The sequence below is a fragment of the Loktanella sp. F6476L genome, from assembly GCF_023015725.1.
GTDB lineage: Bacteria > Pseudomonadota > Alphaproteobacteria > Rhodobacterales > Rhodobacteraceae > Yoonia.
Genome location: NZ_JALKAR010000001.1, coordinates 888,986 through 915,970 on the forward strand (window position 1 = coordinate 888,986; position 26,985 = coordinate 915,970).

Annotated in this window: 28 protein-coding genes; 18 read left to right on the forward strand and 10 right to left on the reverse strand. The window is 55.2% G+C overall.

Going from position 1 to position 26,985, the window contains the following annotated elements:
- The first annotated feature begins 56 nt into the window (after positions 1-56).
- Entirely contained in the window at positions 57-1,160 is a 1,104-nt protein-coding gene (locus MWU61_RS04470; RefSeq protein WP_247127042.1) for an anhydro-N-acetylmuramic acid kinase, read from the forward strand.
- Between the two features lie 47 nt (positions 1,161-1,207).
- Here the strand turns inward: MWU61_RS04470 and MWU61_RS04475 are convergent, their stop codons facing one another.
- The gene (locus MWU61_RS04475; RefSeq protein ID WP_247127043.1) at positions 1,208-2,773 is read right to left on the reverse strand and encodes a trimethylamine methyltransferase family protein; all 1,566 of its coding nucleotides are present in this window, start codon (positions 2,771-2,773) and stop codon (positions 1,208-1,210) included.
- A 365-nt stretch (positions 2,774-3,138) separates the two neighbouring features.
- On the opposite strand from MWU61_RS04475, the gene MWU61_RS04480 reads away from it, so the two are divergent.
- Complete coding sequence (locus tag MWU61_RS04480) at positions 3,139-3,738, forward strand: outer membrane beta-barrel protein (protein WP_247127044.1); 600 nt, start codon at positions 3,139-3,141, stop codon at positions 3,736-3,738.
- A 151-nt stretch (positions 3,739-3,889) separates the two neighbouring features.
- Here the strand turns inward: MWU61_RS04480 and MWU61_RS04485 are convergent, their stop codons facing one another.
- From MWU61_RS04485 to soxR, 3 genes are read right to left on the reverse strand one after another with little or no spacing between them, the layout of a single operon-like run.
- A complete protein-coding gene (locus MWU61_RS04485) occupies positions 3,890-4,705 on the reverse strand; it encodes an isocitrate lyase/phosphoenolpyruvate mutase family protein (RefSeq protein WP_247127045.1) in 816 nt (271 codons plus the stop codon).
- Between the two features lie 55 nt (positions 4,706-4,760).
- Positions 4,761-5,939, reverse strand: a complete 1,179-nt coding sequence (locus tag MWU61_RS04490; RefSeq protein WP_247127046.1) for a pyridoxal phosphate-dependent aminotransferase — start codon at positions 5,937-5,939, stop codon at positions 4,761-4,763.
- Between the two features lie 32 nt (positions 5,940-5,971).
- Positions 5,972-6,427 (reverse strand): redox-sensitive transcriptional activator SoxR, encoded by a 456-nt coding sequence (gene soxR / locus MWU61_RS04495; RefSeq protein ID WP_247127047.1) that lies wholly within the window; start codon positions 6,425-6,427, stop codon positions 5,972-5,974.
- A 74-nt stretch (positions 6,428-6,501) separates the two neighbouring features.
- Between soxR and MWU61_RS04500 the strand changes: the two genes are divergently transcribed.
- The 4 genes from MWU61_RS04500 to MWU61_RS04515 all read left to right on the forward strand — a co-directional run bounded on the left by MWU61_RS04500 (position 6,502) and on the right by MWU61_RS04515 (position 9,611).
- Complete coding sequence (locus tag MWU61_RS04500; RefSeq protein WP_247127048.1) at positions 6,502-6,657, forward strand: hypothetical protein; 156 nt, start codon at positions 6,502-6,504, stop codon at positions 6,655-6,657.
- Complete coding sequence (locus MWU61_RS04505; RefSeq protein WP_247127049.1) at positions 6,654-7,043, forward strand: VOC family protein; 390 nt, start codon at positions 6,654-6,656, stop codon at positions 7,041-7,043. Before MWU61_RS04500 ends, MWU61_RS04505 begins: the two co-directional genes overlap by 4 nt.
- A gap of 202 nt (positions 7,044-7,245) precedes the next feature.
- Positions 7,246-8,340: a carboxynorspermidine decarboxylase gene (locus tag MWU61_RS04510; RefSeq protein ID WP_247127217.1), complete on the forward strand. Its 1,095-nt coding sequence runs from the start codon at positions 7,246-7,248 to the stop codon at positions 8,338-8,340.
- 29 nt (positions 8,341-8,369) lie between these two features.
- Positions 8,370-9,611, forward strand: a complete 1,242-nt coding sequence (locus tag MWU61_RS04515; protein ID WP_247127050.1) for a saccharopine dehydrogenase family protein — start codon at positions 8,370-8,372, stop codon at positions 9,609-9,611.
- 46 nt (positions 9,612-9,657) lie between these two features.
- On the opposite strand, the gene MWU61_RS04520 is transcribed toward MWU61_RS04515, so the two are convergent.
- Entirely contained in the window at positions 9,658-9,987 is a 330-nt protein-coding gene (locus MWU61_RS04520; RefSeq protein WP_247127051.1) for an MmcQ/YjbR family DNA-binding protein, read from the reverse strand.
- Positions 9,988-10,215: 228 nt separating this feature from the next.
- On the opposite strand from MWU61_RS04520, the gene cysS reads away from it, so the two are divergent.
- The 3 genes from cysS to MWU61_RS04535 are packed head-to-tail and all read left to right on the forward strand — an operon-like array spanning position 10,216 to position 14,060.
- Entirely contained in the window at positions 10,216-11,598 is a 1,383-nt protein-coding gene (gene cysS / locus MWU61_RS04525; RefSeq protein WP_247127052.1) for a cysteine--tRNA ligase, read from the forward strand.
- A 39-nt stretch (positions 11,599-11,637) separates the two neighbouring features.
- Positions 11,638-13,254: a citramalate synthase gene (gene cimA, locus MWU61_RS04530; protein ID WP_247127053.1), complete on the forward strand. Its 1,617-nt coding sequence runs from the start codon at positions 11,638-11,640 to the stop codon at positions 13,252-13,254.
- Between the two features lie 35 nt (positions 13,255-13,289).
- The gene (locus tag MWU61_RS04535) at positions 13,290-14,060 is read left to right on the forward strand and encodes a squalene/phytoene synthase family protein (protein WP_247127054.1); all 771 of its coding nucleotides are present in this window, start codon (positions 13,290-13,292) and stop codon (positions 14,058-14,060) included.
- Here MWU61_RS04535 and MWU61_RS04540 read toward each other — a convergent pair whose 3' ends face one another.
- The 3 genes from MWU61_RS04540 to cobA are packed head-to-tail and all read right to left on the reverse strand — an operon-like array spanning position 14,061 to position 17,494.
- Positions 14,061-15,299, reverse strand: a complete 1,239-nt coding sequence (locus MWU61_RS04540) for an MFS transporter (RefSeq protein ID WP_247127055.1) — start codon at positions 15,297-15,299, stop codon at positions 14,061-14,063.
- A gap of 44 nt (positions 15,300-15,343) precedes the next feature.
- On the reverse strand, positions 15,344-16,600 hold the full coding sequence (locus MWU61_RS04545) for a cobyrinate a,c-diamide synthase (RefSeq protein WP_247127056.1): 1,257 nt from the start codon (positions 16,598-16,600) through the stop codon (positions 15,344-15,346).
- 42 nt (positions 16,601-16,642) lie between these two features.
- Positions 16,643-17,494, reverse strand: a complete 852-nt coding sequence (gene cobA, locus MWU61_RS04550; protein WP_247127057.1) for a uroporphyrinogen-III C-methyltransferase — start codon at positions 17,492-17,494, stop codon at positions 16,643-16,645.
- A gap of 97 nt (positions 17,495-17,591) precedes the next feature.
- Between cobA and MWU61_RS04555 the strand changes: the two genes are divergently transcribed.
- The 9 genes from MWU61_RS04555 (at position 17,592) to pgi (ending at position 26,034) form a co-directional block, all read left to right on the forward strand.
- The gene (locus MWU61_RS04555; protein ID WP_247127058.1) at positions 17,592-18,635 is read left to right on the forward strand and encodes a cobalt-precorrin-5B (C(1))-methyltransferase; all 1,044 of its coding nucleotides are present in this window, start codon (positions 17,592-17,594) and stop codon (positions 18,633-18,635) included.
- Positions 18,632-19,363, forward strand: a complete 732-nt coding sequence (locus MWU61_RS04560) for a cobalt-precorrin-6A reductase (RefSeq protein WP_247127059.1) — start codon at positions 18,632-18,634, stop codon at positions 19,361-19,363. The genes MWU61_RS04555 and MWU61_RS04560 overlap by 4 nt, the downstream gene beginning before the upstream one ends.
- Positions 19,356-19,982, forward strand: a complete 627-nt coding sequence (locus MWU61_RS04565) for a DNA-3-methyladenine glycosylase 2 family protein (protein WP_247127060.1) — start codon at positions 19,356-19,358, stop codon at positions 19,980-19,982. The genes MWU61_RS04560 and MWU61_RS04565 overlap by 8 nt, the downstream gene beginning before the upstream one ends.
- Positions 19,979-20,647, forward strand: coding sequence for an alpha/beta fold hydrolase (locus tag MWU61_RS04570; RefSeq protein ID WP_247127061.1), 669 nt, complete (start codon positions 19,979-19,981; stop codon positions 20,645-20,647). Before MWU61_RS04565 ends, MWU61_RS04570 begins: the two co-directional genes overlap by 4 nt.
- Before the next feature lie 230 nt (positions 20,648-20,877).
- Positions 20,878-21,465: a GGDEF domain-containing protein gene (locus MWU61_RS04575; protein ID WP_247127062.1), complete on the forward strand. Its 588-nt coding sequence runs from the start codon at positions 20,878-20,880 to the stop codon at positions 21,463-21,465.
- Positions 21,466-21,627: 162 nt separating this feature from the next.
- Positions 21,628-22,212 (forward strand): HNH endonuclease, encoded by a 585-nt coding sequence (locus MWU61_RS04580; protein WP_247127218.1) that lies wholly within the window; start codon positions 21,628-21,630, stop codon positions 22,210-22,212.
- A gap of 91 nt (positions 22,213-22,303) precedes the next feature.
- Positions 22,304-23,755: a glucose-6-phosphate dehydrogenase gene (gene zwf / locus MWU61_RS04585; RefSeq protein ID WP_247127063.1), complete on the forward strand. Its 1,452-nt coding sequence runs from the start codon at positions 22,304-22,306 to the stop codon at positions 23,753-23,755.
- A 4-nt stretch (positions 23,756-23,759) separates the two neighbouring features.
- Positions 23,760-24,431: a 6-phosphogluconolactonase gene (pgl, locus tag MWU61_RS04590; protein WP_247127064.1), complete on the forward strand. Its 672-nt coding sequence runs from the start codon at positions 23,760-23,762 to the stop codon at positions 24,429-24,431.
- Positions 24,432-24,435: 4 nt separating this feature from the next.
- Positions 24,436-26,034, forward strand: coding sequence for a glucose-6-phosphate isomerase (gene pgi / locus MWU61_RS04595; protein ID WP_247127065.1), 1,599 nt, complete (start codon positions 24,436-24,438; stop codon positions 26,032-26,034).
- Here pgi and MWU61_RS04600 read toward each other — a convergent pair whose 3' ends face one another.
- Both MWU61_RS04600 and MWU61_RS04605 read right to left on the reverse strand, forming a co-directional pair.
- Positions 26,035-26,505 (reverse strand): thioesterase family protein, encoded by a 471-nt coding sequence (locus MWU61_RS04600; RefSeq protein ID WP_247127066.1) that lies wholly within the window; start codon positions 26,503-26,505, stop codon positions 26,035-26,037. It abuts the gene before it with no gap.
- Position 26,506: 1 nt separating this feature from the next.
- Positions 26,507-26,860, reverse strand: coding sequence for a RidA family protein (locus MWU61_RS04605; protein WP_247127067.1), 354 nt, complete (start codon positions 26,858-26,860; stop codon positions 26,507-26,509).
- Positions 26,861-26,985: the final 125 nt, after the last annotated feature.

Genomic DNA, 26,985 nt, shown 5'->3' on the forward strand with positions numbered 1-26,985 from the left:
TTCCCATCTCGTGTGCAGTGCAGTCTATAAGGCGCAAGTTCGGGTAGGGAAAGCACATGTTGAAGTCAGGGCCGATCAGGTCGGTTGGGGCGATGTCTGGGACATCACTTGATGGGGTGGATGCGGCGGAAATCGTCACCGACGGGGTAACGATTAGTGAATTCGGACCTGTTGCTTATCGGGCGTACACTGATGCTGAGCGGTCCGTGCTCAAAGCGGCGTTAGGGAAGTGGCAAGACGATGACGTCGACGCCGTGGCGGAACTGATCGAGACGACGCATGCGCAAGTGCTGCACGACTTTCAGGATGCAGAGCTGGTCGGATTTCATGGTCAGACACTGGCCCATGATCCACACGGGCGCGGCACGCATCAATGCGGAGATGGTGCGGTACTGGCTGAGGTCTTGAACAAACCAGTCGTGTGGGATTTCCGAAGCGCGGATGTGCGACTTGGCGGTGAAGGGGCACCATTGGCCCCGTTCTTTCATTTCGCACTCGCCCAGTACATCAAAGCGACCGAACCGCTCGTGTTCCTGAACCTCGGCGGCGTGGGGAACTTGACTTGGATTGATCCCGCAGTGAACGAACCACATGCGGATGGGGCTTTGTTAGCCTTCGATACCGGTCCGGCGAATGCCCCGCTGAATGATTTGATGCAAACACGACGCGGCGAAACCTGTGATGTAGACGGCAAATTGGCGCAAAGCGGCGTGGTTGACGAAAGCATCATCGAACAGTTTCTTAACCACCCATATTTTTACAAAATACCGCCAAAATCACTCGATCGCGACGACTTTGCTGATTTGACAGCAAAGGTCGTGGATTTGTCTGACGCGGATGCCGCGGCAACTTTGACCGCTGCCGCAGCGATGAGCGTGGCGCATAGCATCAGTCATTGCCCAGCGCCGCCGAAGCGCGTTCTTGTGACGGGCGGCGGACGGCGCAATCCGACCTTGATGGCGATGCTCGCTGCCAGCTTGGATTGCGCGGTGATTCCAGTCGAAGACGTGGGGCTGGATGGCGATATGCTGGAAGCGCAGGCTTTTGCATATTTGGCCGTGCGCGTGGCGCGTGGATTGCCGACGTCGTGCCAGAACACCACGGGCGTCAGAGCCGCGGTGTCCGGCGGCACGCTCTCACGCCCGGCTTCTATGGGCTAGCAGGACTATCGGGGTTGCGATGCGGGGGCACCGCCCTCTAACATGACTTAGCCGACGGGCGGCAAATGGATGTTAAACCGCGCCCGAATTGCCGCATCAACATCCGCAGAGAACGCAACTGCTGACGGTTTGCTCAGGATGCTTTCTTTGCGGGCGATGGCCTGTGCGATCAAATCGGGTTTACCTTTTTCAGCCCATTCTTTGGGTGATGTGCGGTCAGCGACAACGGGATAGACATATTCGGTCTCCATCAAACCGAGCGTTTGATCAGAGCCAAGGTAATGACCTGGCCCGTTCAGGCAGACATCGTTCATCGTCGCGAAGCCAAGCGTTTCGTCGGTGACTTCAATCCCACGGACACAGCGCATTGCTTGACCCAGTAGATCATCACCAAGGATCAACGATTCAAAGCAAAACCCGAGCAGAGAAGCGTGCATCCCTGCGGCCTCATAAACCATGTTGAGGCCGGACAGACCCGCCATGACGTTGGAACACATCTGTTCCCAACCGGCTTGCATATCTGGCAGTTTCGCGTCTGCGATCCCTGCGGCAGCGCCACCCGGCACCCCAAGAAAACGGTGCATTTGGGCACAGCCCGCAGTCAGCAAAGCCTGTTCGCCAGACCCGCCAGACATCGCACCCGTTCGCAGATCAGACACAAACGGCCATGTGCCGAAGACCGCCGGATGACCCGGTTTGATTGCATTGACATATACAACACCTGCAAGACATTCGGCGACAGCTTGGACAATAGCCCCCGCAATCGGGGCAGGGGCCGTCGCACCAGCTTGGCCAGCTGACAGCAGCAAGACAGGCATGCCGCCCGCAATGCAATGTTCCATCACTTGGCAGGATTCTGTGGCGAATTTCATAGGTGGGACAACGAAGCAGTTGGAATTCAGGACAAAGGGTCTTTCCCGCCATTTGTCTTCACCGCCAGCCATCAGCGCGAGCATTTCCAGTGCATCCGTGACGAAATCCGGTTCCGTAAATGACGTTCCGACGTGTTTTGATGTGCCACTGCAACAGGCATAGATCGTGTTTAGGTCCATTTCGCGATTGTCTGGAACATCGCGGGCGACCATCGGCCGTTGCAGAAAGTGGATATTGTCCAATTCCTGAACGATACGGCCTGCGTCGTGCAGGTCTTGCAGGGTGCTTTCCCGATAGTTCCGGCCTAGAACATCGACCATGTGCACGGCAGCCCCAGCAGTCCCGTAATGGACCTTTGTACCGCTGAGGTGCAGGTCATACTGCGGATCGCGGGCGTGCAGTGTGATATCCTTTTGTGCCAACCCAAGCATCTTCTTCACTAAGGCCCGTGGGAACCGCAGTCGCCCGTCTTCGCCTAGCGTCGCACCTGCGGCAGTCATGACAGCAACGCCGCTTTCAGGGGCATCGCACAACCCGATCTGTTCTAAAGCGACCAGTGCCGCCTCATAAATGCGTTCCATGTCTTGTCGCGACAAAGGATTGTAGGTCCCACCGGACATGCCCGCTTTTATGGGCTGCTTGTCGCGTGTGAGCGGGGCCGCCCGCATAGCGTGACGTGCTGCACGACCACCGCTGCGGGCAGGGCGACCGCGGCGTGGTGCTGTTGATTCATCGTTCATGGGTTTGATCTTTCGCAGTTTGGAAATTGAATTTGGATGATCAGTCCAAATTCGGACGCCCTCGCGCTGCGCGACCGCGGCGTGCCCCGATTGTACGGGCTACCCTCACGTATTTTGGCCGATGCTGCGTCATTGCGCCTCCCTATTCGTTAGTTTTGCGCAAAAAACGTTAAGGTCTATTCCAAATGCGACGACATGTCGTGTTTGGCGCATGGTGCGCGGCTTTTTGTAAGATCAGCGATTTTCAGCGCGTTTTGATCGCGCTTTTTCACACAGTTGTGAGACCCCTTAAAAAAATCTGAACCAATACCGAAGTGACCAGTTGTCAGACCACAACGACGCACACTCACGAACGGAGAATGATTATGAAACGTACACTTACAACTGCTTTGATCGCTGCCCCATTGGCTGTCGCGGGTTCATTTGCGACTGCCGGTGGCCTTGCCGAACCAGTAGCTGCTGCAGCCCCTTCACCAGTCGCCGTTGCGGCACCTGTGTCCTACGGAAACGACTGGTCAGGCGCTTACGGCGGTCTGTCTTTGGGTTACGGTGACGTCGATGCGACCGGGGTTACAGGTGACTTCGAAGGTACGACCTTTGGTGGTCACATCGGTTATAACTACGACATGGGCAACGTGGTCCTTGGTGCCGAACTGGAAGCCGTCGGCACAGATGATTTCGTGAACGACGCAACAGGTCTTGAACTTGAACAGGTTCTGCGGGCCAAAGTTCGCGCTGGTTACGACGCCGGTGCATATCTGCCGTACGTCACCGCAGGTGTAGCGCAAGCCACAGTGAACGGTGACGAAGACAACGGTTATTTCTATGGCTTGGGCGTCGATTACGCTTTGTCAGACAGCTTTACAGTTGGTGGTGAAGTGCTGCGTCACGAATTCGAGGACTTTAACGGCGGCGCGGACATCACAGCCGACACAGTTGGTCTGCGCGTGTCATACAACTTCTAAGACCCTTAAGATATCGGCGGCGTCACCATTTTCCGGTGGCGCCGTCGCCTTTTGGTTAGCGGCCTTGAAACTCGTCTACTTCAGAGGGTTTTCGAAATAGATCGCTGCCGTTCCTGCGTCGATCCCACCCAGAGTAAATCAGGCGCATCACCTATTCCAATGATAGTAACGCATCCACCTTATCGCTGCTGATCCCCTTGCCAAGCAAGGTAAACCCGCCATCTTCGAACATCTCTTTGGCCGCATCATAGATAGCACGATGTGTGATCCGCGCGAGTGATGAGCCAAGAGACAGTCGTGCCACGTTCAGCTTCGCGAAACTGGCGACATCAGATTGAGTGTATGGCCCTGCGATCAAGGCGTTGACCGGTGTCGATACAGATTGTGTCAGTTTCGCCAGATCATCCATTGTTTTTGGCATCGGCGCATAGAGACAATCTGCGCCCGCAGCCTCGTAGGCCTGTAGCCTACGGATCGCTTCGTCGTTGTCGTATACGCTCCGCAAGATCCCGTCCGCACGCGCGGTCAGAACAAAATCGTTAGGTAATGCCCGTGCAGCTGCAGTTGCGGCTTTGATCCGTTCGACGGATAGGTCAAAATCGTAGGCGTTATCCGATGGAAGCGCGATGTCTTCGATACAGATACCCGCCAGACCGACCTCGGCAGCAAGTTTGACCGTCTCCGCGCATGTTTCTGGATCGTCGCCAAAGCCATTTTCAAAATCGCCCTGCACCGGCAATGGTGTCGCCGCCACAATGTCCTGTGCGTGGGCCAATGCAGCATCCCGTGTCAGCGTGCCGCCATCCGGTTTGCCCAGTGTAAACGCATGTGCGGCAGATGACGTCGCCAAGGCCTGCGCACCCAGCGCGGCGAGCATTCTGGCTGATCCAATGTCCCATGCGTTTGCGAGGATAAAAGGTTTTCCGGGAACGTGGAGGCCGCGGAACTGGGCTCCGATATCGGTCATGGTCTGTCCTTTCGGTGTGACAGCGCCACGCGACATGTTCATAGCCCAGCGCCGTTTAAGTTATGCATGCCTTTGCAAATGCGACAAGCCGATTGATCGCATCCACATATGCGTCGTCATCTATCGTCATCGCGACACGGATATGGCCTGCGGCGGCTGATCCAAAACTTTCCCCCGGCATCACTGCGATAAGTTCTTCGTCCAGCAACGCGTTGGCGAAATCCCAGCTGCTTTTGCCGGTGGCCCGAATATCTAGCATCACGTACATCGCACCTTGGGCGGGAACCGCCCGCACGACATTCTGGCCTTCAAGCGCCTGCAACGTCAAAGCGCGGCGGCGTTCAAACGGGGCTGCCACCTGTGCTTCCAACGCGTCACCTGCTTTCAGCGCAAACAGGGCAGCATCTTGGATGAATCCGGGGACACCATAGTTGGTGTTGGTCGCCAGATTAATCAGGTGAGCGATCATATCCGCAGGTGCGCAGATCCAGCCCACACGGCTGCCCGTCATTGCGTGGCTTTTGGACATCGACCCTACGACCATCGTCCGTTCGGCCATATCAGGCAGGGTCCGGGAAGAGATATGTTCGCCATCCCAGACTTGGGTGTCGTACACTTCGTCTGAAATCAGCCACAGATCGTGATCTTTGCATACCTGCGCGATTCCGTTGAGCGTTTCTTGGCTATAGACGACGCCCGTTGGATTGTTTGGGGTATTGATCAACAACGACTTGGCGCGTGGATCAGCGGCGGCAGCGGCCAGTTCATCGATTTGCGGCTGGAAATCGTTATCCGGCGATGCCTTTAGGGCGACAGGTATACCGCCAACACCGCGTACCGTGCCAGGATAAGTGGCGTAATGTGGGTCGATGAAAAGAGCCGTGTCGCCGGCATCGAGGGCGGCCAGATGTGTCGCATAAAGCGCCGACTGACCACCTGGTGTGATCATGACGTTATCACGCGTTGTCGGAATACCTGTCCGTGTCTGAATCCGATCGGCAACGGCATCGCGTAACGCATCCGTGCCGGGGATCATCGCATAGCCTGTATGTCCTCCAACCGCAGAGGCATGCATCGCATCAAGGATGCTTTTGTCGGTGCGAATGTCGTGTTCGCCGATCGTCAATTCCGTGACTTTGACACCATCCACAATCATTTTGCGCGACCGGTAGAAGAGCCCCCAACCGTCGTCGCCATCACCATTAATGGTATTTAATCTGTTTGATACTTTCATGTCCGCACAGGGCCATAAGCAACAGACCAAAGTCAATCCGTTGTAGCGATCAAATTCCGCGGCCCGGTTCCATCTTCACCTTTCACATCGGCGGGGTTGTAAAGCTGGCAGGATTTGAGGCTCAAACAGCCGCAACCAATACACCCATCCAACTTGTCGCGCATGTCTTCGAGGGCAGCGATCCGCGCTTCGATATCCGCACGAAAACCGTTTGAGATACGGGTCCAGTCACGCTTTGTCGGGGCTTTGTGATCCGGCAGGTCAGCCAGCAGCTCCGCAATCTTGCCCAGCGCGAACCCAAGCCTTTGGGCCGCCATGGCGAATGATAGCCGGCGCAGATCGTGTCGGCCGTAACGTCGGTGTCCACCTGCGTTACGGACCGGATGGACGATGCCGTGGGTTTCGTAGAACCGGATCGCTGACACGGCAAGGCCTGTGCGGTCCGCAAGATCGCCTATCGTTAGTCCTTGGGAGAAGTTGTTAGCCATGAAAATAGTCCTTGATCTCAAGTTAACTTGAGAAATTAAAAGGATTTATCAAACGAATCCAAGAGGAAATATTCATGAGAAACCCATTTGCACGTAGGCATGTCGTTTTAGGCGCAGGCGTATCGGCACTGTCGCGCGATCAATTCGGCTGGGATCACGATGCCCAATCAGGAACTGTCATGATCACGATGCCAACCCCAAACACATCCAAAAAATCCGGAGAAAAATGATGGCTGAACTTGAACATATCAACGTGACTGTGGCGGACCCTACGAAGATGGCCGGAGTTCTGAATACGCTTTTCGGATGGGAAATCCGTTGGGAAGGTGAAGCAATGGCGGGCGAAGGTTACACTGTGCATGTCGGGACGGAACGCACATATCTGGCGCTGTATACGGGCAGTACGAACAGCCCTACGCCTTTGGAAGGGCGCAGCTATAACCGGCTATCGGGTTTGAACCACATTGGTGTGGTCGTGGATGATCTGGATGCGGTCGAGACGCGTGTCAAAGACCTTGGTTATACCCCAACAAGTCACGCCGATTATGAGCCGGGCCGCAGGTTCTATTTCACGGATGAAAACAAGATTGAAATCGAAGTGATCTGCTACGCTTGATCAGCACCAAACGGTAGACGGGAAGGATGCGCTATAGTCCCCGCCCGTCTATCGTGGTGTTTTGGATTGCATCGTCGCACCAAATTTGCGACGGAGCTTGAAGACTTGAAACCGCTGGATTGTGCACCATGTTTGCGCGGATCAACGGCTTCAATTGTTCATGGCCCAAGCCGCATGTGCGGCGCATCTGAAAGATCACGCTGTGCAAACACCTTATTACTTGATCGACAAATCACGGCTTTTGCCGAACATGGAAAAAATCGCGTGGTTGCGCGAAGCGTCGGGCGTAAAGTGTCTGTTGGCACTAAAGTGTTTCGCCACGTGGTCGGTGTTCGATTTCATGTCCGAATATATGGATGGATCGACGTCATCGTCCTTGTATGAAGTCCGTTTGGGGCGCGAAAAGTTTCCGGGTGAAACCCATGCCTATTCTGTGGCCTACGCGGATCACGAAATCGGACAGGTTTTGGAGTGTTCCGACAAGATTATCTTTAACTCTATCGGGCAATTGAACAAGTTCGCGGACGCGTCGCAGGGACATATCCGCGGTCTACGTGTGAATCCGGGGGTATCTACGTCGGATTTCGATTTGGCCGACCCCGCGCGGCCCTTCAGCCGTTTGGGCGAACATGACCCTGCCGCGATTGACGCGGTGGCGGATCAGATCCGCGGTCTGATGTTTCATAACAATTGCGAAAATGACAGCTATGACCGTTTTGACGAGATGCTCACCCTTATTGAGGATCGTTTCGGCGATGTGATCCATAAGATGGATTGGGTCAGCTTGGGCGGTGGAATCCACTTTACGGGTGAGGGTTATCCGATCGAAAAGCTCGCCGCGCGGCTCAAGCGATTTGCGCAATCGTTTGGAATTCAAGTCTACCTCGAACCGGGTGAAGCGGCGATCACGGGGGCTGCCACGCTTGAGGTGACGGTTCTTGATACGATGCACAACGGCAAGAACCTTGCCATCGTCGATAGTTCAATCGAAGCGCATATGCTGGATCTCTTGATCTACCGCGAACCGGCCAAGATCAGCCCTGACACCGGGTCAGAGGAATGGATGATCTGCGGGAAATCCTGTTTGGCGGGCGATATCTTTGGCGAATTCCATTTTGATGCGCCGTTGAAAGCCGGCGATCGGCTTTCGTTTCAGGATGCCGCAGGCTACACGATGGTCAAGAAGAATTGGTTCAACGGGGTCAAGATGCCCAGCATTGCAATCCGTGAACTAGATGGCACCACGCGAATGGTGCGTGATTTCGATTACAGCGATTTCGCTGCAGCCCTTTCCTAACGCATAATCATAAGAGGTCTCTTGGATACATGAAACGCAATGTCCTGATCATTGGCGCTGGTGGCGTCGCACAAGTCGTCGCGCATAAATGCGCCCAAAACAACGATGTTCTGGGCGATCTGCATATCGCCAGTCGGACCATTGAAAAATGCGACGCGATCATTGCCAGCGTGCATGAAAAATCCGCGATGAAACAGGACGGTGTTTTCAAATCCCACTCAGTTGACGGCATGGATACGGCTGCAGTTGTGGCCTTGATCAAAGACACGGGCGCGCAGATTGTGATTAACGTCGGTTCGCCCTTTGTGAACATGACTGTGCTGGAGGCCTGCATCCAGACAGGTGCGGCTTATATCGACACAGCGATCCACGAAGATCCGACTAAAATATGCGAAACGCCACCTTGGTATGGCAATTACGAGTGGAAACGTCGTGAAGATTGTGCCGCCGCTGGCGTGACAGCGATCTTGGGTGCTGGCTTTGATCCGGGTATGGTGAATGCGTTTGCCCGTTTTGCCGTGGATGAATTCATGGACGATGTGAAATCTATCGATATCGTCGACATCAACGCGGGCAATCACGGCAAGTATTTCTCGACCAACTTCGACCCAGAAATCAATTTCCGTGAATTCACTGGCACTGTTTACAGCTGGCAGGACGGCGCGTGGCAGGAAAACAAGATGTTCGAATTGGGCCGCGAATGGGATCTGCCCGTCGTCGGTAAACAAAAGACCTACATGTCCGGCCACGACGAAGTTCATTCGCTGGCCGCGAATTACCCGCAGGCTGATATCCGGTTCTGGATGGGCTTTGGTGATCATTACATCAATGTGTTCAGCGTTCTACAGAACCTTGGCTTGCTCTCCGAACAGCCTGTCACGACGGCAGAAGGCCTAGAAGTTGTGCCTTTGAAGGTTGTGAAAGCCGTACTGCCCGATCCATCTAGCCTCGCGCCGAATTACACTGGTAAGACCTGCATCGGTGATTTGGTCAAAGGCACCAAAGACGGCGAAGAGGTCGAGGTGTTCGTTTACAACGTCGCCGATCACAAAGACGCCTATAACGAAGTCGGTAGCCAAGGCATTTCCTACACCGCAGGTGTGCCACCTGTTGCGATGGCTATGCTGATTGCAGACGGGACCTACGACAGCGGTACGATGGTCAACGTCGAAGAATTAGACCCGAAGCCATTGTTCACCTTGCTCGACGACATCGGATTGCCCACACGCGTGAAAGACGCGCAGGGTGATCGGGCGTGGAACGGCGCTTAATCAATAGCTTGGTAGCGGCTCCTGATCTTGGGGCCGCCACCAAAAACTAAAGGGTGTCGCGAATTTTCATAGGGAGCGCCTTGTGGATAATGTCGTAAGAGACAGTGATCCGGTGTGCCGCTTCTTCGGCTTCGACGTCAAACCCAACCAACACCCAAGATTTATGAAAATAGGGAGCTTTCGTGGCCGCACCGGCGTCGATTAGCATTTGCGCGGTCTCGATGCTGTCGGTCTTCGTGCAGAACCCGTCGATCCGGTCGCCGAAACACACGAACATTTTGCCTCCGACTTTCCAACTATCCAATTCGGTGCTGGGGTCCGATGCCGTGGCGCCTGCATGGGTTCCGCAAAGTGCGTCAATCTCGTCTCTGGTCATGGCCGTGTCCTTTGGCTGCGTGACGAAAGACTAGACGCAACGCACCTGCACTGCTACCCATACCGCATGAAGAGCCACCGCTGCATCATTTGCTGTATTATTATTTCCTGCTGACACCGTCGCGGGCTGCTCTTTCACGTTTCATCTGATCCTTGAAGTCGTTAAGCCCGCAGGCGAAAACCGTTTGCCCCGCGTTGGGCTGCCTTTGGGCCAAGATTAGGTAAGACCATGACGATCAAACTGCACAACACCGCGACCCGCCGCAAAGAGGACTTTGTGCCTTTGGATAAGGACGACGTGCGGATGTATGTCTGCGGGCCGACGGTCTATGATCGCGCCCATCTAGGCAATGCGCGGCCCGTGATTGTGTTTGACACGCTTTACCGGTTGCTGCGGCACACCTACGGCGAAGACCACGTGACTTACGTTCGGAATTTTACGGACGTGGATGACAAGATCAATGCGCGGGCAGCGGAAAGCGGGCGTTCGATCGGTGAGATCACAGCCGAGACAACCCAGTGGTATCTGGATGATATGGCGGCAGTCGGAGCATTGCAGCCGTCGATCAAAGGGACTGACCACGAACGCGCCATGCCGCGGGCGACGCAATGGATCGCGCCGATGATTGCGATGATCGAAGACTTGATTGCGAAGGGCCATGCCTATGAAGCTGAAGGTCATGCGCTGTTCGCTGTTGAGAGCTACAAGAACTATGGTGCTTTGTCGGGCCGTTCTGTCGATGATATGATCGCGGGTGCGCGGGTTGAGGTCGCACCGTATAAACGCAATCCGATGGATTTTGTGCTGTGGAAGCCCTCAACCGACGACCAACCCGGTTGGGACAGCCCGTGGGGGCGTGGACGTCCGGGGTGGCATATTGAGTGTTCTGCCATGGCGTACGAGTTGCTAGGTGCGCAGTTTGACATCCACGGCGGCGGCAACGACCTGCAATTCCCGCACCACGAAAATGAGATCGCGCAGTCCAAATGCGCGGGTCACAGGTTTGCGAACTACTGGCTGCACAATGAGATGCTGCAGGTGGAAGGCAAAAAAATGTCCAAGTCTTTGGGCAACTTCTTTACGGTCCGGGATCTGCTTGACCAAGGTGTACCGGGTGAAGTGATCCGCTTCGTGATGTTGGGAACGCATTACCGCAAGCCGATGGACTGGACAGACGCCAAGCGGCAAGAGGCGGAGAAGACGCTGCGGAAGTGGTACGGACAGGTTGGGGACGTCAATATCGGCGGCGTCCCATCAGCCGTCATTGCGGCGGTGAGCGACGACCTTAATACGTCCGGCGCAATCGCAGAGCTTCATAAACTGTCTAGCTCAGGAGATGTTGCAGGGCTGAAAGCTGGCATGGGTTTCTTGGGTTTTCTGGACATGCAAACGCGCCTAGATGCTGCAGGCGATGACGTCGATCTATCGGCTTATGTTGAGCACTTCGATGCTATTCGGGCCGAGGCGATGGAAACCAAAGACTTCGGACCATTAGATGCGTTGAAAAAGCAACTGACCGACGCTGGTGTTGAGGTGAAAATGTCGAAGGAAGGCGTTTCACTGACGCCTGCTGTTGGGTTTGACGCAGAGAAACTTCAGGGGTTGTTATGATGAATCTTTGCATAAATTCAGGATGTGGGGCTAAGCGCGATGACTAAGGAACGCCTGTACCTTTACGACACAACGCTGCGCGATGGTCAGCAGACCCAAGGCGTGCAATTCTCGACGGCTGAAAAGCAACAGATTGCTGAAATGCTGGACGGGCTTGGGGTTGATTACATTGAAGGTGGTTGGCCCGGCGCGAACCCGACGGACAGCGACTTTTTTGATGCGGCCCCCAAGACACGCGCGAGGATGACCGCCTTTGGCATGACCAAACGGGCGGGACGCTCTGCTGCGAATGACGATGTGTTGGCGGCTGTGATGAACGCAGGCACACCTGCCGTTTGTCTGGTGGGAAAGTCGAGCGCATTTCATGTGACGGATGCGCTTGGGATTACGCTGGACGAAAATACCGAAAACCTGACGGGTAGTTTTGCTCATCTCGTGGCGGAAGGTCGCGAGGCGTTATTCGACGCGGAACACTTCTTCGACGGCTACAAAGCTGACCGCGACTACGCGCTGCGGGCCGTACATGCGGCCTTTGACGCGGGCTGTCGTTGGATTGTGCTGTGCGACACGAACGGTGGCACGCAACCCGCTGAAATCGCTGAAATTGTCACCGATGTGATCGCCAGCGGTATTCCCGGTGATCGGCTTGGCATTCATACCCATAATGATACCGAACAGGCCGTCGCAGGATCGCTTGCGGCCGTTCTCGCAGGCGTCCGTCAAGTGCAAGGGACGTTGAACGGTTTGGGCGAACGCTGTGGGAATGCGAACCTGACGACGATCATCCCGACGCTGTTGCTGAAGGAACCATTCGCGAGCCGGTTTGAAACTGGCGTGACGTTGGATGCATTGAAGGGTCTTCGCAAAGTATCGCGCACCTTGGATGATATCTTGAACCGTGTGCCTGCTAAGCAGGCCGCATTTGTCGGTGCCTCGGCCTTTGCGCATAAGGCTGGACTACATGCCAGCGCGATCCTCAAGAACCCGACCACCTACGAACACGTCGATCCTGCAACTGTGGGCAATAGCCGCATCGTACCGATGTCGAACCAAGCCGGACAGTCAAACCTGCGCAAACGGCTGTCGGATGCTGGGCTGACGGTGGAAAAGGGTGATCCTGCTCTGTCGCGCATTCTTGACCGGATCAAAGAGCAAGAGGCGCGTGGCTATTCTTATGATACCGCGCAGGCCAGCTTTGAATTGTTGGCACGTGATGAACTCGGTCAATTGCCATCGTTCTTCGAGGTCAAACGCTACCGCGTCACGGTTGAACGTCGGATGAATAAGCGCGGCGAGATGGTGTCGTTGTCCGAGGCCGTTGTTGTTGTGAAGATCGACGGGCAGAAGGTTCTGAATGTTTCGGACAGTTTGGGCGACGATGGGTCGGATCAGGGTCCTGTGAACGCGTTGAACCGTGCGTTGAGCAAAGATTTGGGGCGCTATCAGGATATCATTGATGATATGCGTCTGGTCGATTTCAAGGTCCGGATCACCAACGGCGGTACCGAAGCCGTGACCCGCGTCATCATTGACAGTGAAGACGGGCAGGGGAAACGCTGGTCCACTGTTGGTGTGTCAGCCAACATCGTGGACGCGTCATTTGAGGCCCTGTTGGATGCGATCAACTGGAAACTAGTGCGTGACGCGAAAGTTTAGGTTTTGATTTTCTGTGGACTGATGAAAGCGATGACATGTCGATAAACGCATGTGCGGCACTTGTTGAAGCGGGTGATCCCGAACGGTTCTTGGCTGCGATGGCGGCCCCTGCGGATGTGCGCGGCGGATTATTCGTGTTGTATGCGTTGAACTTGGAAATCGCGAAGGCACCGTTTGTAACCCAAGAACCGATGATCGCGGAAATGCGGCTGCAGTTTTGGCGGGATACGGTTGCGGATGCTGTTGCTGGGAAGCCTGTTCGGGCACATGAGGTTGCGGCACCGTTGGCCGCGCTGATTAACGAGACCGGATTGGATGCCGCCGTTTTGGATGAAATGATCGCGGCCCGCAGGTTTGATATTTATCCAAACGACACAGATCAGGTGGGCTTTGATCTGGACACCTATTTGCGACGCACGTCAGGACATCTGATGGCCTTTACCGCTCGGGCTTGTGGTGGGGATGCCGTGGTGTCGGATGTGGCCACAGATGTCGGTGAAGCAATGGGCATCGCGTTGTGGATGCGTGCGGTCCCTGACTTGATAGGTCATAAACGTGCCGCTGCAGACGATTTGGATAGTGATGTGTTGGTCGCGCGGGCCAAGCGTGGCTTGGATGCCTTGGCACAACATCGCAATGTTGCCTTTGGCTCAGCCGTGCCCGCGTTGCGTGCCGCTTGGCTGACGGCCCCGATTTTACGGCAGGTTGTGGCAGATCCGCGGCGTGTCGTAGATGGCACGCTCGCGGTTTCCGAGTTCCGTAAACGGGGCGAGTTGTTGCGTCGGGCTGTGTTGAACCGCTGGTAATTAGGCCTCGGTTCTGCCGCCGCGCAGTGCCAACCAAACAAGCGATCCACCTGCCAAGATCAGGAAAGGCACCATCGCATAGTTAACGGCAGTCCACCCTTCAACGGCTGTCCCGCCAGAACAATTCATCAAGCCGCCGGATGCCAGTGACGCGATGGTCACAAAGCCGAAGACAAGCATATCGTTCATCCCTTGCACGACACCGCGTTCTTCTGGCCGGTGCGTCGCTGTCAGCATCGTCGTGGCGCCAATGAACCCGAAGTTCCAGCCAAGACCAAGAAGGATAAGGCCCGCGTAAAAGCTCCAAAGCGCGGGGTCGCCGCCGCCAACTTCGATCCCGAACAAGGACGCGGCACCCGCGCCTGCAAGGATGATCAAGCCAAGCCCGATGATCTTTTCGACACCGAAGCGGGCGATCAAATGGCCTGTGAAGAAGGATGGTGCGAACATCGCCAAGACATGCGCAGATACGATGTCGTTGGCGTCTGCCGCCGTGAAACCGCAGCCAACGACGGCCAGTGGCGTGGACGTCATAACAAGGTTCATCAATGCGTAGCTGACCATGGCGCAGATGATCGCGACAACGATACGTGGATCACGCAGCAGTTCACGACGTGTGCGGCCTGTTGGACCAGCCTGTTGCGGCGCGTTCTTCGTACCTTTGGGTAGGTCTAGCCCGAAGAACAGAACCATCCCGAAGAGGTTCAAGAAAATGATGGCGATGTATGTGCCAAGGAACGGTATGACGAACAGTTCTCCAACAACTTTGTTTAACTGAGGCCCAAAGATTGCGGACATCAGACCGCCGGCCATCACGTAAGAAATCGCTTTGGGTCGGAAGCTGTCAGAGGCGGAATCCGCTGCAGCAAACCGATAAAAACCCTGCGCAGACATGTAGATGCCGGTCAGGTAGGATCCGATCAACAAGATCAGGAAGGACTGGCTAAAGAGCCCATAGGCCGCAATCGCTGCCCCCGCGGCTCCACCGATTGCCCCGATCATGAATCCGAACCGACGTCCGCGCGACTGCATCAACGGCGAAATCCACGGCGCTGTAGTCATTGATCCAAAAACAATAAATGAAATCGGTAATGTGGCCAGACACGGGTTCGTCGTGAGCATGCTGCCCGCAAGCCCCCCAACCACAAAGATCATTGGCATCTGTGCGCCTAGAATCGCCTGCGCGATCACAAGCACAGCAACGTTACGTTTGGCGCGGCTATCGGAAATATCGGTCATGTGCCAATCGGTAGACCTCGGGCGAAGGCCTGTCCATCGCGAAATCAGGCTTGGTCAATGATATGCGCAAAAGAACCGGATACACGACCCTGAATGAGCCCCATGTCTGGAAGGTCTGCACCGGTCGCGTCTTGGGCTGTGAAAAGAGGGTCGCCCTTGGCTGCGATGGTGGTCGCATAGTGGAATTCATGCGCTTTCCAACGTCCCTGAAATGGTCCTGTCTTCGATTGGATTGACCGGTAGCCGAGGTGCAGTTTTCTGGTGGCAAAAGACGTCTTTAGTGGAAGCAGTCCAGCCATGCGATGGGACAAGCCTTGAGCGTCAGTTAGCGTTTCGCCAAGCGTCATATATCCGCCGCATTCGCCATAAATATCAGACGTTTGCGCGGCGTATCTTAAGCTTTTAATGAAGGTCGCGTTTGCTGCGAGTTGGCCCGCATGGAGTTCCGGATAACCACCCGGCAAATAGATGAGATCAACTTGTGGCACCGCTTCATCCGCAAGGGGTGAGAAGGTGGTGATCGTTGCACCCGCTGCCTGCCAGTCGGCAAGCAAATGTGGGTAAACAAATGCAAAGGCTGCATCTTGGGCGATGGCAATGGATTGGGCCGGCGGGGCGATGGCCGGACGCGTTTGGGGGGAGCCTATTGATATTAGGTCCGGTAAGAGCTGGAAATCGAGATTGGCCCGCATTGTGTCAGCGGCGCGGGATAGGAAGGCTTCTAGATCGGGTCGTTCTTGTGCTTGTACCAGACCAAGATGACGGGACGGTTGTATGAGGCTTGGATCACGTGGAATGCAGCCAATAACCGGGATATTGGTCGGGGCCAATGCGTCGCACAACATCCGTGCGTGACGGTCTGATCCAACTTTGTTCAGGATGACCCCAGCGATTTCGACCGCAGGATCGTGGGACGCGAAACCCTTTACGATCGGCGCGATGGACTGGGCCATGCGTGATGCGTCTACAACCAGTACCACGGGCAATGACAACTGGCGCGCAAGGTCCGCGCAAGCGCCTTTGCCGTCCGGCGGCGCGCCGTCAAACAGCCCCATTGCACCTTCGATTATCAACGGTGATCCAGCGGCGAGCGATGTTATCCGGTCTGGCGACATCGCCCATGCGTCTAGGTTTAGGCAAGGTTGACTGCAGGCCGCTTCGTGAAACCGTGGATCAATATAGTCGGGGCCAGATTTCGCGCCGCGCAACGCTATGCCGTCTTGAGCCAATGCGCGGAGTAGACCTAAGGTGACAGTCGTCTTACCCGATCCGGATGCTGGCGCTGCTATCAGAAAACTCACGTCGCCCGCTCCGATTCTTCGCGAAAACTTGTCGTCACCTGATCATGCCGACTCGGCTGGCCGCCCGCGTCCCAAAGGGTCGAGGTTCCGAGGTGGTTCACCTGCCGCCATGCCTTGCCAATCAAGAACCTGACGCATCAAAACAGATGATCCAACGCAGATGATCGCCGGCGGTTCCATTCCGGCTGCTGCGATGTCAGCGACAATTGTGCCAAGCGTGGTTTCGAGCACCCGTTGGTCGTCAGTCGTTGCCGTTGTGACAACCGCGACTGGTTCGGACAACGGGCGGCCCGCTGCGATCAGTTTGCTGCTAATCTGGGCGATGTGTTTCATGCCCATATAAATTACGAGCACTTGCGAACCATCGCTGATCGCTTGCCAATTCAGAGATCCCGTTGCGTTGCCTGATTGGTCGTGGCCGGTGATGAAGGTGACAGATTGGTTCACATCGCGGTGCGTAACGGGAATGCCTGCGTAGGCTAAACCGCCGATGCCGGCTGAAATGCCGGGAATGATCCGGACAGGCACGTCATGTTGGACGAGCGTTTGCGCTTCTTCGCCGCCACGACCGAACACAAAGGGATCGCCGCCTTTAAGACGCAGTACCCGTTTGCCTTCGCGTGCCAGATCAACCAAGCGCAGTGAAATATCGCGTTGTTTTGCAGACGGTTTGCCACCGCGTTTGCCCGCGTAAATATGTTCGGCTTGCGGCGCCCATTCAAGGATCGCTTCCTGAACCAGCGCGTCATAGATCACCACGTCGGCTTGGCGCAGCGCGTTCACGGCATGCAAGGTCAACAGCCCTGGATCACCGGGGCCTGCGCCACAAAGCCAGACCCAACCAGGTTCCAGTTGCGGCCATGCGTGGGCGGGAAGGGGGACGTTAGTAGTCATGCTTTGCTTATGCCGCGCTTGGTCCCCGTTGAAAAGAGTTCAAGCGACCTGTTAATTCACATTGGCGGCACGTCATTGCGACATTATAGTCCGGCGTATGACACGCAAACCCGTGGGAGAGTTGCGCCGTGGCTGGACCACAGGGGCTTGTGCCACCGCCGCCACAAAGGCTGCGTTGATTGGCCTGTGGCGTGGGCAAGTGCCTGACAGCGTTACGATTGTTTTGCCGAAAGGTGAAACGTTCTCGCCCCAGATTGCGCAATCCGAACGGGGTGATGGCTGGGTTTCGGTTGGTATTGTGAAAGACGCGGGTGACGATCCTGATGTTACGCATCAAGCGATGATCATTGCGACGGTTTCGGCGTCAGATGGTGGCATCCAGTTTCGCGCAGGCGAAGGCGTCGGGACTGTCACAAAAGCAGGGCTACCGATTGCCGTTGGCGAACCCGCGATCAATCCTGTGCCGCGCGCGATGATGGATGATGTCGTCGCCGAAGTGGCGGCTGATTGTGCCCAATCCCCTGACGTCGAGATTGAGATTTCCGTTCCGGGTGGCGCTGCCATTGCCGAAAAAACGTGGAACCCGCGGTTGGGGATCAAAGGGGGGCTGTCGATCCTTGGCACAACCGGAATTGTCCGTCCGTTTTCTTGTGCCGCTTGGATTGCGTCGATCCATCGCGGTGTCGACGTGGCCCGCGCTGATGGGCTGACGCATGTGGCGGGGTGTACGGGGGCGACCTCAGAAACCACAGTCCAACAACTGTACGGTCTGCCGGATCACGCGATGTTGGATATGGGCGATTTCGCGGGTGGTATGCTGAAATATCTGGCCAAAAAACCAATTGAGCGTGTCACGATTGGCGGCGGTATCGGCAAGTTGACAAAGCTCGCGCAGGGGGCCGTTGATCTCCATTCGTCACGTTCGCAGGTGGATTTCGACGATCTAGCACAGATGATGGATGATCCGCGGTTGGCCAAGGCAAATACTGCGTTAGAGGCTTATACAATCGCTGGCGCACCGTTTGCCAATGTGATTGCCCAGCGCGCCTTAGACCGTGTCACGCAGACCTACGCGGGCATGACATTTGATGTCGTGGTGATTGATCGGTCAGGTGCAATTATCGGGCGGGCAGGCGCATGACGTTATTGCTATTAGCTGGAACCGGAGAAGCAAAGGATATCGCTAAAGGTTTGGCCAAGACGAGCATTGATGCGGTTGCGTCTTTGGCAGGGGCGACGCGCCAGCCAAAGGCGCTGGCAATTCCTACGCGCGTAGGTGGCTTTGGCAGCGCGGACGGGTTTCGGGCATATCTTGAAGAGGCTGGGATCACAGCGATTTTGGATGCGACGCATCCATTTGCACACCGGATCACAGATAGAACGGCAGCGATTTGTGCGGAATTGGGACTGGACTATGCACAGTTCTTGCGGGCTCCGTGGGAGCCGCAGGACGGCGATAACTGGACCCAAATCACATCGGAGGCTGAAGCTGCGGAATTTGTAACTGAAGGCCAAACGGTCTTCCTAGGAACAGGCCGTCAGACGCTGGACCGATTTGCGAACCTACAGGGCTGTCGTGTGATTTGTCGGCAGATTGACCCGCCAACAGGACCGTTTCCTTTTGAAGGGGGCGAATTTCTGGTTGGACGTCCGCCGTTTCCGGTAGCGGACGAGGTCGCTTTGTTTGAACGGCTTGGTGTGGATTGGCTTATCGTGAAGAACGCAGGTGGGGCGCGAAGTGAGACAAAGCTGACTGCTGCTCGGCAGCTTGGGATACCCGTCTTGATGATAAAGCGACCGCTGATGCCAGACGGCGTAAAACTGGACAAAGTGGAAGACGCGCTTGTTTGGGCCAAAGCCCATGTCTGACATCATTCTATCAGATGCTGACGTTGCGCTGGGACTACATGCGCTTTGCAAAATCGAACCAAAGTTTGCTGCCGTTGCGCCGCGATTGTCGCCTTTGCCGCTACGGTTGCAGCCCGAAGGGTTTGGGCAGGTGATGTCGGTGATCTTGGGGCAACAGGTCAGTGTGGCTTCTGCTGAAGCGACATGGGCGCAGATGGTCGCTGCGGGCATGGATCAGCCGGATGCGGTTCTCGCCGCAACACCAGAGGATCTGCGGGCGTTGGGGCTGAGCCGCCAAAAGGCGCTTTATGCTCACGCGCTTGCGAACGCGCAGATTGACTACGACGCTTTGCGGAACTTACCGGATCAAGAGGTGATCGAAACACTGACTGCCGTCAAAGGGATCGGGCTTTGGACTGCGGAGATTTACACGAAATTCTCGCTTGGGCGACCCGATGTGTTGGCCGCCGGTGATCTTGCGATTCAGATTGCAGCCCAGGACCTGTTCGATTTACCGGAACGGCCAAAAGAAAAAGAACTGCGCCAAATGGCAGTCACATGGTCGCCTTGGCGGTCGGTTGCGGCACGGCTTTTATGGGCGTACTACGCTGAAATGAAACAAAGGGACGGTATCAGATGACACGGGCACTTACAGCAGGACGGCGTGAGCCGGTATCAGGCGAGATCAGATCTGCGGTGGTTTTCCTGCACGGTTACGGTGCCAACGGGGCAGACTTGTTGGGCTTGGCTGACCCGTTGGCTGAACACCTGCCGGACACGTTGTTTTTGTCGCCTGACGCACCAGAGGATTGTGCCGGATCGCCGATGGGTTTCCAATGGTTTCCGATCCCGTGGATTGATGGGTCTTCTGAGGAAGAATCAAAAGCAGGGCTAGACCGCGCTGCGGATGATCTGAACGCTTTTCTGGACGGTGTGATGGTTGACGAAGACCTGCTGCCGGAACAGGTCATGGTGCTCGGGTTTAGCCAAGGCACGATGATGGCGTTGCATGTGCTGCCACGGCGCGAAGATGCAGTTGCAGGTATCACGGCGTTCTCTGGTCGATTGCTCGAACCGGAATTGCTGGCTGACGAAGTGCAATGCAAACCGCCCGTGCTGTTGATTCACGGTGATCAGGACGACGTTGTGCCACCTCAATCGCTGCCGCTTGCGGCCGAAGCATTGCAAGAAGCCGGTTGGAAAGAAGTGTATGCGCACGTGATGAAAGGGACAGGGCATGGGATCGCACCGGACGGGCTGCAAGTCGCATTGGCCTTTATGCAAGAACGTTTGGGCGTAAGTTAAAACAATCGTAAGAATTGTTCGCCATGGTTCGCGCGGTATCGGGGTGCGTCATGGAACGATTTGTAAGATTAATTGCGCCAACAAATAGGTTGGACTTTTTGTTCAAGCTAGTTATTTTTGTCCTTCTTTCGGGGATGTTGAACCATACCCGTGCCGTGCTGTCACATGGCTAGGCGGACGCGAATACGTTCGCTTACAACCTACAGGCGGCGGCCTTTACGGCCCTGCCGATGAGCACGTTGGCGCTGCTGCTCATCCAGCACCTAAACGCATTGCAGGAAAAACTTTATACGCAGGCCACCACTGACCAGCTTACGCAATTGCCCAATCGCAGGTGGTTCCTCGAGCAATGCCCGCCAGAGCTGCGGCAAGGCATGATCATGGTTCTTCTGGATTTGGATCACTTCAAGGCGATCAATGATACCCATGGCCACGATACTGGTGATGCATGCCTAATAGCAATTTCTGATCATTTTCGGGCGGTTCTGCCCGAAGACACCCAATGCGCGCGTCTGGGTGGCGAAGAATTTGGCATTTTGTTCAAGCAGACATCGCTTCCGCAGGTGCAGGATTGGATTGGAAAGATTTGCCAGGGGGTTCAGGTCTCGGTCGGAGGTGACGAAAAAGTCGCCGTAACGGTATCGGCCGGTATTTTGGCGGTCGATGGTGGTGTCACAATGCGCCGTGCGTTCCAGTTGGCCGACGCTGCGATGTATGATGCAAAAGCAGCGGGGCGCAGTCGGTTCGCTATGGCCCATATCGGTGACGTCAACGTATCGCGTCCGCGCCATGCGGGCGTGCGTGATGCAATCGCTTAACAAACCGTCACACCCTTGTCATGTGATGCGGTCATCTGTCCCATATGTGTGATCTCAATTGGCCGTTGCCCTTTGAAATACACAAGATATAGTTTTGTCAAGCGGCCGGAGCGGGGCTCCCGCTCTGCACCTCCGGGCGACAGAGCAGGGATGTTTTTGACCATGAACGGTGACTTTCGAACTAACTTTGTACGCGACGCGGCGGATTTGAAGCATTTTCCAGCATTGGTGCTTAATGCAGATTATCGGCCTTTGTCTTACTACCCATTATCCTTATGGCCTTGGCAGGATGCTGTGAAAGCCGCGTGGCTGGATCGCGTCGACATTATCGCTGAATATGATGAAATCGTGCATAGCCCGTCTACAGAAATTAAAATTCCGTCGGTGGTAGTTTTGCGCGATTACGTCAAACCACAGCGGACAGTCGCATTTACGCGGTTTAACCTTTTTTTGCGGGACGAATTTCGGTGTCAGTATTGCGGGAGCAAGGGTGATCTGACGTTCGATCACGTTGTCCCGCGCGCTAGTGGCGGGATTACGTCGTGGATCAACGTAGTGGCGGCCTGTAGTCCGTGCAATCTACGAAAGGGATCGAAAAGCCTGCGTCAAAGTGGTATGCACCTGCGCAAACCACCACGCCAGCCGGATGCATCACAACTGCAAAACAACGGGCGCAAATTCCCGCCGAACCATCTGCATAAAAGTTGGGTCGATTTTCTATATTGGGATGCTGAACTGGAAGCATAATGTGTCTGGCTTCAACTGTTTGCTAGACTTCACAAGATGCGCCCGCTAAACGGAACGCGTTAGCGCTAACGGAAATTGAAGAGGGCATACTATGGTCGCGCGCGTGATTCCGGTCGAGGATTTTGATCTCGTTATTTTTGGTGGCACTGGGGACCTTGCCCGCCGCAAAATTTTGCCTGGATTGTTCCGGCGTTTCTTATCTTCACAGATGCCTTCGCAATCTCGGATTATTGGGGCTGCGCGTTCTGATATCAATTCTCAGGGATTCCGGGACATGATCCGTGATGCCATCAAAGAATTCGGTGGCGAAGAGTCAAAAGATTTGAAGGGCCTAGAGGCGTTTTTGGCGCAGCTTGAATATGTGCCGATTGATGCAAAAGGCGAAGGCGGCTGGGCCGATCTTGCTAAACTTGTGCGTAGTGACGTGGTTCAGGCGTTTTACTTTTCCGTGGCGCCGTCTTTGTTCGGTGACCTTGCCGAACGCCTGCATCGCCATGAGATTGCGAAAAGCAACAGCCGTATTGTCGTTGAAAAGCCATTTGGTCGTGATCTTGAGACCGCACGCAAATTGAATGCCGTTCTGGCGCTGCATTTTGATGAAAGCCAGATTTACCGGATCGATCATTACCTCGGTAAAGAAACGGTTCAAAACCTCATGGCTGTCCGTTTTGGCAATGTATTGTTTGAACCGCTTTGGAACAATCACTACGTCGACCACATTCAGATCACTGTTGCTGAAACGGTCAGCGTTGGCGGGCGTGGTGCGTACTACGATAAATCTGGCGCAATGCGTGATATGGTTCAAAACCACTTGATGCAGCTGCTGTGCCTGATCGCGATGGAACCACCGTCGCAGTTTGGTGCAGATGAAGTGCGTGACGAAAAACTCAAAGTTATCCGCGCGTTAGAACCGATTGAGCCGCATCATCTGGTCCGTGGACAATATGATGCAAACGCTGACGGCCCAAGCTATCGTGAAGACGCGGAAAACCCGCGCAGCTTTACTGAAAGCTTCATCGCGATGAAGTGTCATATCTCGAACTGGCGGTGGTCTGGTGTGCCGTTCTATCTGCGTACAGGCAAGCGTATGAAGGCACGTGCGTCCGAAATTGCTGTGGTTTTCAAACCGCTGGGGCACTCCATCTTTGAGGGTCAGGATGAACAACAGAACATTCTGTCCATTCGGTTGCAGCCAAACGAAGGTATGGACCTGCAGGTCACGATCAAAGAACCGGGTCCGGGCGGGATGCGTCTGGTGAACGTGCCTTTGGATATGACATTTGCCGAAGCTTTGGGTGATACCGATGTTGAGGTCACAGATGCCTACGAGCGTCTGATCATGGACGTCATCCGCGGCAACCAAACACTGTTTATGCGCGGTGACGAAGTAGAGGCCGCATGGTCATGGACCGATCCCATTATAGCGGGTTGGGAAGCGCGCAACGATGTGCCAAAGACATACGACGCTGGGTCTAGCGGTCCTGATGATGCGCTGATGCTGCTCCATCGCGATGGCCGTAAATGGCGTGATATCAAAGGATAAGACGATGAAGTTCACGGAATACCCTGACGCTGAAATGATGATGATTGACCTTGCCAACGTTCTGGCGGGCGAATTGAAGAACGCGCTGCTGACACACGACCGTGCGTCATTTGCTGTACCGGGTGGTACGACGCCGGGTCCGATTTTTGACGCTCTTTGTGCCGTTGATCTTGATTGGTCGCGGGTTAGTGTCATGCTGACAGATGAACGCTGGGTGCCTGAAACGTCTGAACGGTCGAACACACGACTGCTGCGCGAACGGCTTTTGATCGAAAAGGCGGGTGAAGCGACGTATCTACCGCTCTATGCGCCTGTTGAAACGCCCGAAGAGGGTATTCCGAGTTTAACAGATGCCATCGCACCAAACCTGCCGATTTCCGTGATGTTGCTGGGCATGGGCGCGGATATGCACACCGCCAGCATTTTCCCAGGCGCAGACAAACTTCAAGAAGCGTTAACCACTGACGCAACATTGGTGCCGATGCGGGCCCCAGGTGCGCCGGAACCACGCGTCACATTGTCGGCATCCGTGTTGAATGGTGCGATGAGCCGTCACATTGTCATCATCGGCGATGAAAAGCGCGAAGCCTTGGAAAAAGCGGCAACAATGTTGCCAGAGGATGCACCGGTATCGGCGATCTTGCAGGGCTCAACAGTTCACTGGGCAAAGGCATAAGACGATGTGGAACGCACTGAAAAAACACCACGCTGAGGTCGCAGAGCGTCGTTTCATTGATTTGGTCGACGCGCACCGTGCTAATGATTTTAGCGCAGCCGCTGGTGATATGCGCTTTGACTATGCGAAGACGAATATCGACGCGACTGGCCGCGCATTACTGATTGATTTGCTTAACGAAGCAGGTGTCGCTGCAAAGCGCGATGCGATGTTTGCAGGGATAGCGATCAACGAAACCGAAGGGCGTGCCGTTCTGCATACGGCCCTGCGGAACCTTGATGGTGGACCCGTAATGGTTGACGGGGAAGACGTCATGCCCGGCGTTCTTGGCACACTGGATGCTATGTCCGACTTTTCGACTTCTGTCCGCGACGGCACGTTCAAAGGGGAGGGTGGCCAGATCACAGATGTGGTGAATATCGGTATTGGGGGGTCCGACCTTGGTCCTGCGATGGCGGTGAAGGCCTTGGCCCCGTATCATGATGGACCCCGCTGCCATTTCGTGTCGAACGTCGATCCGGCGGATATCGCGTCTGTCTTGCGAACATGCGATCCAGCGACGACGTTGGTGATCGTTGCGTCCAAGACGTTCACGACGATCGAGACGATGACAAATGCACGCACTGCGCAGGCTTGGATGGCCGGAACGGTGTCGGACACGGGTGCGCAATTCGCAGCGCTTTCGACAGCCGAAGACAAGACAGCGGCCTTTGGCATCGCGTCTGAACGGGTCTTTGGTTTTGAAGATTGGGTCGGGGGGCGTTATTCATTGTGGGGCCCGATTGGCCTGTCTCTGATGATCGCAATTGGTCCGGATGCGTTTAAAGCGTTTCTGCGTGGCGGTCAGGCGATGGACGTGCATTTCAAATCCGCCGATTGGTCGGAAAATGTACCCGCCATGCTCGCGGCTGTCGGGATTTGGCACAACCAGATTTGCGGTTACACAACGCGCGCTGTGCTGCCTTATGATAACAATCTCATGCGGTTACCAGCCTATCTTCAACAATTGGAGATGGAAAGCAATGGCAAGGGCGTCGACATGGCAGGCGTTGATTTGGATGTTCCATCCGGTCCCGTTGTCTGGGGCGAACCGGGTACCAACGGACAGCATGCGTTCTATCAATTGATCCACCAAGGCACTCGGGTTGTGCCTTGCGAATTCCTTGTTGCTGCGCGTGGTCACGAAGACGATCTGCATCATCAACACCAGCTCTTGGTGGCCAATTGCCTTGCCCAATCCGAAGCCTTGATGAAAGGTCGCACATTGGGCGAAGCGCGGGAAAAAGTCGCCGACAAGTTCGAAGGTGAAGAACTCGAACGCCAAGCGAAACATCGTGTGTTCCCAGGCAACCGCCCGTCAGTCACGCTGGCCTATCCGCAATTGACCCCGTTTGTGCTGGGCCAGATCATCGCGCTGTACGAACATCGGGTTTTTGTCGAAGGCGTTGTGCTTGGCATTAATTCTTACGACCAGTGGGGCGTTGAGCTTGGCAAAGAACTGGCCACGGCTTTGCAACCCGTTGTTGAAGGCACCCAAGGCACAGATGCGAAGGACGGCTCCACTGCCGCCCTTGTTGGTTTTCTACAGACAAACGGCGTCTGATCAGATTTGAAGCACACCGTCGCGGGCTGCGAATGTGGCCCGCAGCGCATCCGGTAACGCACGTTTTGTGTTATCAGCATTGAGCAACACGACGACGGCATGGCCTGTTGTCGTGATCTGACCGTTCACAAGCGTCGCGTATTGCATCGTAAAGCTGGTGTTCCGCATTTCGACAGTTCGCGCCAAATTGATGTAGCCATCGTCAGCTTTAACTTCAGCTTTGAAGTCTAAGCCGACTGTTTTCACAACGATTTTTGGATCGGGACCCGCAAGGTCGTAGACCCCATAATCCTTCAGGTAATTCACGCGCAACGTTTCATACCACCGCAAATAGACCACGTTGTTCACGTGGCCCAATGCGTCGATCTCACCAAATCGTACCCGATCCGCCATGCCATATGACCATGGCTCCGGAATCCCTAACGACCGAAGATCATCGGACAACAGAGGCGTCAAAAATGGCGCGGTCATCTTAGACCGCGGCCGTGACGATGATTTCAACTTTGTAGCCAGTTGTCGCCAGTTTCGCTTCGCCAGTCCAACGCGCTGGTGCATGTCTTGGGGCAACCCACGCGTCCCAAACGGCGTTCATGTCGGCAAAGTCCGTCGCAATGTTGGCAACCCAGATTTGTGCCGTCAGCAACTTGGTTTTGTCTGATCCGACTTTGGCCAGCAATGCGTCCACTTTTTCAAGCACAGCTTGGGTTTGCTCGGTTACAGTCCCGCCTTCGGCACCCACTTGGCCAGCAAGATAGGCAACGCCGCCGTGGACAACAGCTTGGCTCATACGCGGGCCGGAATCGATACGGGTGATGGTGTCGGACATAGGGTCTTCCTTTGATCAAAAATGATGCGGGAAGAGAGTGGAGCGGGTAACGACTTTGGTACCAAGCTCATACCCGCGATTATATTGATTTATAACAGTATCTTGCAGGCGCTTGCAATGCTCCA

What these genes read in the sequence shown, in the direction of transcription:
- MWU61_RS04470 (WP_247127042.1), top strand. Translation starts at nt 57, where the DNA reads ATGTTGAAGTCAGGGCCGATCAGGTCGGTTGGGGCGATGTCTGGGACA.
- MWU61_RS04475 (WP_247127043.1), bottom strand. Translation starts at nt 2,773, where the DNA reads ATGAACGATGAATCAACAGCACCACGCCGCGGTCGCCCTGCCCGCAGC.
- MWU61_RS04480 (WP_247127044.1), top strand. Translation starts at nt 3,139, where the DNA reads ATGAAACGTACACTTACAACTGCTTTGATCGCTGCCCCATTGGCTGTC.
- MWU61_RS04485 (WP_247127045.1), bottom strand. Translation starts at nt 4,705, where the DNA reads ATGACCGATATCGGAGCCCAGTTCCGCGGCCTCCACGTTCCCGGAAAA.
- MWU61_RS04490 (WP_247127046.1), bottom strand. Translation starts at nt 5,939, where the DNA reads ATGAAAGTATCAAACAGATTAAATACCATTAATGGTGATGGCGACGAC.
- soxR (WP_247127047.1), bottom strand. Translation starts at nt 6,427, where the DNA reads ATGGCTAACAACTTCTCCCAAGGACTAACGATAGGCGATCTTGCGGAC.
- MWU61_RS04500 (WP_247127048.1), top strand. Translation starts at nt 6,502, where the DNA reads ATGAGAAACCCATTTGCACGTAGGCATGTCGTTTTAGGCGCAGGCGTA.
- MWU61_RS04505 (WP_247127049.1), top strand. Translation starts at nt 6,654, where the DNA reads ATGATGGCTGAACTTGAACATATCAACGTGACTGTGGCGGACCCTACG.
- MWU61_RS04515 (WP_247127050.1), top strand. Translation starts at nt 8,370, where the DNA reads ATGAAACGCAATGTCCTGATCATTGGCGCTGGTGGCGTCGCACAAGTC.
- MWU61_RS04520 (WP_247127051.1), bottom strand. Translation starts at nt 9,987, where the DNA reads ATGACCAGAGACGAGATTGACGCACTTTGCGGAACCCATGCAGGCGCC.
- cysS (WP_247127052.1), top strand. Translation starts at nt 10,216, where the DNA reads ATGACGATCAAACTGCACAACACCGCGACCCGCCGCAAAGAGGACTTT.
- cimA (WP_247127053.1), top strand. Translation starts at nt 11,638, where the DNA reads ATGACTAAGGAACGCCTGTACCTTTACGACACAACGCTGCGCGATGGT.
- MWU61_RS04535 (WP_247127054.1), top strand. Translation starts at nt 13,290, where the DNA reads ATGTCGATAAACGCATGTGCGGCACTTGTTGAAGCGGGTGATCCCGAA.
- MWU61_RS04540 (WP_247127055.1), bottom strand. Translation starts at nt 15,299, where the DNA reads ATGACCGATATTTCCGATAGCCGCGCCAAACGTAACGTTGCTGTGCTT.
- cobA (WP_247127057.1), bottom strand. Translation starts at nt 17,494, where the DNA reads ATGACTACTAACGTCCCCCTTCCCGCCCACGCATGGCCGCAACTGGAA.
- MWU61_RS04555 (WP_247127058.1), top strand. Translation starts at nt 17,592, where the DNA reads ATGACACGCAAACCCGTGGGAGAGTTGCGCCGTGGCTGGACCACAGGG.
- MWU61_RS04560 (WP_247127059.1), top strand. Translation starts at nt 18,632, where the DNA reads ATGACGTTATTGCTATTAGCTGGAACCGGAGAAGCAAAGGATATCGCT.
- MWU61_RS04565 (WP_247127060.1), top strand. Translation starts at nt 19,356, where the DNA reads ATGTCTGACATCATTCTATCAGATGCTGACGTTGCGCTGGGACTACAT.
- MWU61_RS04570 (WP_247127061.1), top strand. Translation starts at nt 19,979, where the DNA reads ATGACACGGGCACTTACAGCAGGACGGCGTGAGCCGGTATCAGGCGAG.
- MWU61_RS04575 (WP_247127062.1), top strand. Translation starts at nt 20,878, where the DNA reads ATGAGCACGTTGGCGCTGCTGCTCATCCAGCACCTAAACGCATTGCAG.
- MWU61_RS04580 (WP_247127218.1), top strand. Translation starts at nt 21,628, where the DNA reads ATGAACGGTGACTTTCGAACTAACTTTGTACGCGACGCGGCGGATTTG.
- zwf (WP_247127063.1), top strand. Translation starts at nt 22,304, where the DNA reads ATGGTCGCGCGCGTGATTCCGGTCGAGGATTTTGATCTCGTTATTTTT.
- pgl (WP_247127064.1), top strand. Translation starts at nt 23,760, where the DNA reads ATGAAGTTCACGGAATACCCTGACGCTGAAATGATGATGATTGACCTT.
- pgi (WP_247127065.1), top strand. Translation starts at nt 24,436, where the DNA reads ATGTGGAACGCACTGAAAAAACACCACGCTGAGGTCGCAGAGCGTCGT.
- MWU61_RS04600 (WP_247127066.1), bottom strand. Translation starts at nt 26,505, where the DNA reads ATGACCGCGCCATTTTTGACGCCTCTGTTGTCCGATGATCTTCGGTCG.
- MWU61_RS04605 (WP_247127067.1), bottom strand. Translation starts at nt 26,860, where the DNA reads ATGTCCGACACCATCACCCGTATCGATTCCGGCCCGCGTATGAGCCAA.